A 5387-nucleotide genomic window follows, 5' to 3' on the forward strand; every position below is an offset into this window, starting at 1 on the left:
AGGCCGCGACCTGCCCAGCGCCTCGGAGGCCCCGAGTGGGCCGCGCCCCCGGGCCTCGCTCTTCACGCCGATCACCGTGGAGCCCGTGACCCCCCGGGTGGCCCCAGCGGCGCCGCGGCCGGCCATCCCGGCACCAGCGCCCGCCGCCACCGTCGCCCCGGTCAGGATTCCCGCAGGTGCAAGCTCCGCCTGGCCCGGCGTGGGCGAGGCGCTGAATCTCACGCGGGGGCCCGGGGGGCAGAAGCGCATCCTGCTCAGCTTCGACGGCGGCTCCAGCAACGAGGTGGCCGCCGAGGTGCTCGACATCCTGAAGGCCCGGGGCGTACGCACTACCCTCTTCCTCACGGGCGCCTTCATCCAGCGCTTCCCGGCGCTGGTGAAGCGCATGGCCGCCGAGGGCCACGAGCTCGGCAACCACACCATGAACCACCCGCACTTCGCCCCGGGCATGAAGCGCGATCCCAAGTGGACCCGCGAGCGCGTGCAGGCTGAGCTGCTGGGGGCGGACGCGGCCCTGGTGAGCCTGCTCGGCCGCCCCATGGATCCCTACTGGCGCGCACCCTACGGCGAGCACACGGCGGAAATCCGCCGCTGGGCCGAAGAGCTGGGCTACCGCCACGTGGGATGGAGCGAGGGGGCCGACACCCTCGACTGGGCCACGCCCAAGGAGCGCAAGCTCTACCGCAGCGGCGAGGCCATCGTGGCGCGCCTCCAGCAGCGCCTGGGCCGCGATGGCGACGGCCTCATCGTCCTCATGCACCTGGGTTCGGGCCGCGAGGAGGGTGACCGTCCCACGGATGGCCTCGGCGCCTTCATGGACCGGGCCCGCAAGGAAGGCTGGACCTTCGTGTCCGCGGGCACCATCCTTCGCGACCTCGGCAAGCCCGCCTGGGACCCCCAGCACCGCCTCGCCCTGCTGAACGGAGCCCCCGCGCAGGCCCACTGAATCTGCGGCCGGTGGGCTACACTGGGATTCATTTCTGGGAGTCGCGTTGCAGGGTATCGGCCGCTGGATGCTGAGGGCGAGCTTGGGTTTCACGGCCCTGGTGCTGCTGCTCTCCCTGGCCAGCTACCACCCCCTGGACCCCCATCCCTTCACGCAGGGAGCGGCCGTGGCCGCCGTGCAGAACCTGTGCGGCACCGTCGGCGCGACCATGGCGGGACTCCTGCAGACGCTCATGGGCATTGGCGCCTGGATCGTGCCGCCCTACCTGATCTGGGAAGCCTGGCCCCGGGACGGCCGCCACTGGCCGGGACGCTTGGCCTGGCTGGGCCTCGCCCTGTCATACTGGACCGCCCTCGGCGCCCTCGGTAATCGCACCTGGACCGGCCTGCCCGAAGGCGGCACCCTCCAGCTCCGCTGGGGCGGCTGGCTGGGCAGCGCCCTCTGGCCCGTGGAGCGGCGCTTCCTGGGGCCCGTCGGCCTGCCGCTACTGCTGCTCATCGTGGTCACCATCTGCTCACTGGTGCTGGCGCCCTCCCTGACCCGCGCCATGGGCCGCCTCCTGACGCGCTGGTTCGGGGAGAAGGCCTGGCCCTGGGTGAAGCCCATGCCCGCCAAGGGGTTCCAGGGGTTTCTCAGCATGGTGAGGCGCCCCTTCCTGCGGAGCCGCAACCTGGATCAGCCTGACATCGACGCGGGCGACGCGGCCGAGCTGCAAGCCCTGGCCCAGCGCCAGCAGGCCCTCGAGGATCAGCGGGAGTCCCTATTACGGGCAGAGCTGGAGACGGCCGAGGCGAAGCGCAAGCAGCCGCTGATCCGCGCGGAGGACCTGCTGCCCCCCATCCACTCCATTAATCTGGACGCGGCCTCGACGGTGCTTGAAGCGCAGACTCTTCCCGTGGCTGGTCCGGTGGCCACCGGCGCAGAACCCACCGCCGCGTTCCGCACGAAACTTCTGGCCGCCGCGCCGCCGCCACCCAAGCCCAAGCCCACCCTGGCCAAGGCCCAGGTCATGAAGGATCGCTTCGGCCGGGAGATCGTCCAGCCCCCTCTGCCCCTCACCGAGCCCACCCCCTCGAGGCCCCTGCCGCCGCTGCCGCAGGAACCTGCCCAACCCTCCCTCGCCGAGCGGGAGACTCTGCCGCCCCGCCGCCTCTTCGATCCGCCGGGCCAGCACGCCAAGATCGATGTCGGAACCCTGGAAGTGATCAAGGAGAAGATTGGACAGAAGCTGTCCGAATTCAAGATCAAGGGCCTGGTGACCGGCATGCAGCCCGGCCCCGTGGTCACGGTCTTCGAGTTCCAGCCAGACGCTGGCATCCCGCTGTCGCGCATCCTGGGCATGGAGGAGGACCTCGCGCTCGCCCTGCAGGCCGAGGCAGTGCGCATGGATCGCATCCCCGGCAAGAACCTGGTGGGCATCGAGGTGCCCAACCCCAAGCGGGAGATCATCACCTTTCGCGAAGTCATCGACAGCCCCGCCTTCCGGGATGCGGGCGGCATGCTGCATCTGGCGCTCGGCAAAGACATCGCGGGTCGGCCCATCGTGGCGGACCTGAACAAGATGCCCCACCTGCTCATCGGCGGCAGCACCGGCAGCGGCAAGAGCGTGGGCGTGAACGCCATGATCTGCTCAGTCCTCGTGCGCGCCATGCCCGACGAGGTGAAGCTGATCCTCGTCGATCCCAAGATGGTGGAGCTGGGCGTCTATGAGGACATCCCGCACCTCTGGGCCCCGGTGGTCACGGATATGAAGGAGGCCGGCCGCGTCCTCAAGTGGGTGGTGGCCCAGATGGAGGATCGCTACCGTCGTCTGGCCCTGCTCAGCGTGCGCGACCTGAAGGGCTTCAACGCCAAGATCGCCGAGGCCGGCGGCATGCTGGACCTGACGGACCGCACGCCCAACCCGCGCTGGCCGGACCGCCCGGCGGTGCTGGAGCACCTGCCCTACGTACTGGTGGTCATCGACGAGCTGGCGGACCTGATGATGGTGGCCCGCAGCGAGGTGGAGGACAGCATCGCGCGCATCGCCCAGAAGGCCCGGGCCGTGGGCATCCACCTCATCCTGGCCACGCAGCGCCCCTCCGTGGACGTGGTCACGGGCGTCATCAAGGCCAACCTGCCCAGCCGCCTCAGCTACCGCGTGCGCACCAAGATCGACAGCCGCACCATCCTCGACTGCAGCGGCGGCGAGCAGCTGCTGGGCGCGGGCGACGCCCTCTACCTGCCCAACGGCGCCAGCCATCCCAAGCGCATCCACGCCCCCTTCCTCAGCGAGGATGAGACCCTGCGCCTGGTCACCTGGCTGCGCGAGCGGGGCCGTCCCGACTACAACCAGGCCCTCATCAGCGCCATGGAGACCGAGGAGGAGACCGCCCTCTTCGACGAGACGGAAATGAACGGCGTCGACGACATCTACGCCCGGGCCCTCGCCGTGGTGCGCCGGGAGCGGAAGGCCAGCACCAGCCTACTCCAGCGGAAGCTGAACCTCGGCTACGGCCGCGCGGCCCGCCTCATCGACCGCATGGAGGAAGAGGGCATCGTGGGCCCCGATCGCGGCGCCGGCAAGCCCCGTGAAGTCCTGGTCGAGGCCGAGTAGGGCCAGCTCAGTCCGCCGCCTCCGCCACGGCCCGCTTAGCCCGCCAGCGGCTGCGCTGGGAGGGATCTGCGATGCCCTGGGCGTGGCAGGTTCGGCAGGCCTCTAGGTGGGCATCCTGGCCCCGCCAGTAGACCCGGGACTCGCCGCCGAAGTCGGGGCGGCGGGCCATGGGGACACGGGCCCAGTAGAAGGTCAGCGAGGGCCCGGAGGCCTTCATCTCCAGCGCGTGGAGCGGACCGGCCTCCACACCGGGGCGGCCCCAGCGGTCCTCGGTGGAACTGAGCACGACCAGGGCTCCCGGGGGCAGGGGCTGGCCCGCCCGGTAGGCCGGGGCGGCCTCGGGGCTGACCCAGGCGCGGATCCACCGGCCGCCGTGGGCCAGGGACTTCACGGGTTCGGGATGGATGGCCTCCAGCGAGGCGTAGTCCAGGACGCGGATCGGCAGCCGACCCTCGGGATCAAGGTCGGGTTTGGGTGCAGGCATGGCCACGGGAGCAGCCAGGGGCGCCACGACCCGGACCTGCTCATGAGCCAGCCGGTATCCACCCTCCCCCACCACCAGCAGCACGGCGCACCAGGTCAACCCCAGGAGCAGCGCCAGGAGGCCCAGGCTTTCATGGTCCTTCCGCGGCCGGTTCATGGCCCAGGTGGCACCGATTCCCACGATGAGGGAACCCGCACCCCAGAGCGCATGGCGGAAGAGGAGCGCCTCGGGCCCTGGCCCATGGGGAAGCGCAGGGAGGAGGCGGTGGGGCGGAATCAGGGCCAGGAAGCGTCCCGTGGCAATGCCGCTCACGAAGGCGCAGAGGGTCCCGAGCAGTCCTGCCCAGCCCAGGTAGCGGGCCACGGTCCACCAGGGGCGGATCCCCCGCCCCGGCCGCTGGGAGGCGAGCAGGACCCACGGAAGCAGCAGGCCCGTGGCCACGGGGAGGTGGGACAGCAGCGCGTGCTTGAGGGCAATCCAATCCATGGGACCCGAACCTGTCGATGGGCATTCACACGCAGTCTGCCAGCCCCCGCCGGATCTAGGGAGGGGAATTGCTGTCACAATTGCCGCCATGAAGCAGACCCTTCTCCAGCACGTCCAGGCTGCCATCCAGCTGAAGCAAGTCTTTTTCGACCGGGAGATGGATCGCATCGTCGCCCAGGCCGATGACATGGCCGAACGCCTCCGGCGGGGCGGCCGGATCCTGGTCTGCGGCAACGGGGGCAGCGCCGCCGATGCCCAGCACCTGGCCGCCGAGCTGAGCGGGCGCTACGTCAAGGAACGACGGGCCCTGGCTGGCATCGCCCTCACCACCGACACCTCCGCGCTCACTGCCATCGGCAACGACTACGGCTTCGATCAGATCTTTTCCCGCCAGGTGGAGGCCCTGGGACGCCCGGGGGACCTGCTCATCGGCATCAGCACCAGTGGCAACAGCCCGAACGTCATTCGCGCCGTGGCCTCCGCCAGGGAGCTGGGGGTCCGCACCCTGGGCCTGCTGGGCCGGGACGGCGGCAAGCTCGCCGGGCTCATGGATGAGGCCCTGGTGGTGCCCTCCACGGTCACGGCCCGCATCCAGGAGGTCCACCAGATGGTCTACCACTTCTGGTGCGAGGCCCTCGATGCCCATTTCTGAGGCCTTCCGGTGATGGCTGTGGCGGGGCTGCTGCTCCTGGCCCTCCTGGGCCAGCCGCAGCCACGCACCTACTACTGGCGGGATGCGGCCGGCCAGACCCACATCACCAACACGCCGCCCCCGGCGGACGCCCAGGTGCTGGAGGCCCCACCACCACCCGCCGTGGAGCCGGGCCACGCGGGCCGGCCGGAAATGCTCCGCCAGAGCGCCACCCGGGATGGGC

General features: G+C 70.7%; 5 protein-coding genes. 4 read left to right on the forward strand and 1 reads right to left on the reverse strand.

The features are described from left to right. Window positions 1-946 (forward strand): polysaccharide deacetylase family protein (locus WAS25_RS15410; protein WP_422313701.1); only part of this gene is annotated, 946 nt, incomplete at its 5' end. A 46-nt stretch (window positions 947-992) separates the two neighbouring features. Further along, entirely contained in the window at window positions 993-3542 is a 2550-nt protein-coding gene (locus WAS25_RS15415) for a DNA translocase FtsK 4TM domain-containing protein (protein WP_422313703.1), read from the forward strand. Window positions 3543-3549: 7 nt separating this feature from the next. On the opposite strand, the gene WAS25_RS15420 is transcribed toward WAS25_RS15415, so the two are convergent. Then, a complete protein-coding gene (locus tag WAS25_RS15420; RefSeq protein WP_422313705.1) occupies window positions 3550-4512 on the reverse strand; it encodes a hypothetical protein in 963 nt (320 codons plus the stop codon). A gap of 88 nt (window positions 4513-4600) precedes the next feature. On the opposite strand from WAS25_RS15420, the gene gmhA reads away from it, so the two are divergent. Beyond that, window positions 4601-5164, forward strand: coding sequence for a D-sedoheptulose 7-phosphate isomerase (gene gmhA, locus WAS25_RS15425; RefSeq protein WP_422313707.1), 564 nt, complete (start codon window positions 4601-4603; stop codon window positions 5162-5164). 12 nt (window positions 5165-5176) lie between these two features. Next, the coding region (locus WAS25_RS15430; protein ID WP_422313709.1) for a DUF4124 domain-containing protein at window positions 5177-5387 on the forward strand (211 nt) is incomplete at its 3' end.

It is taken from the genome of Geothrix sp. (assembly GCF_049292215.1).
GTDB lineage: Bacteria > Acidobacteriota > Holophagae > Holophagales > Holophagaceae > Geothrix.

Bases quoted from the DNA above. Each gene is read 5' to 3' on its own strand.
- WAS25_RS15420 (WP_422313705.1), bottom strand. From the start codon at position 4,512: ATGGATTGGATTGCCCTCAAGCACGCGCTGCTGTCCCACCTCCCCGTG.
- gmhA (WP_422313707.1), top strand. From the start codon at position 4,601: ATGAAGCAGACCCTTCTCCAGCACGTCCAGGCTGCCATCCAGCTGAAG.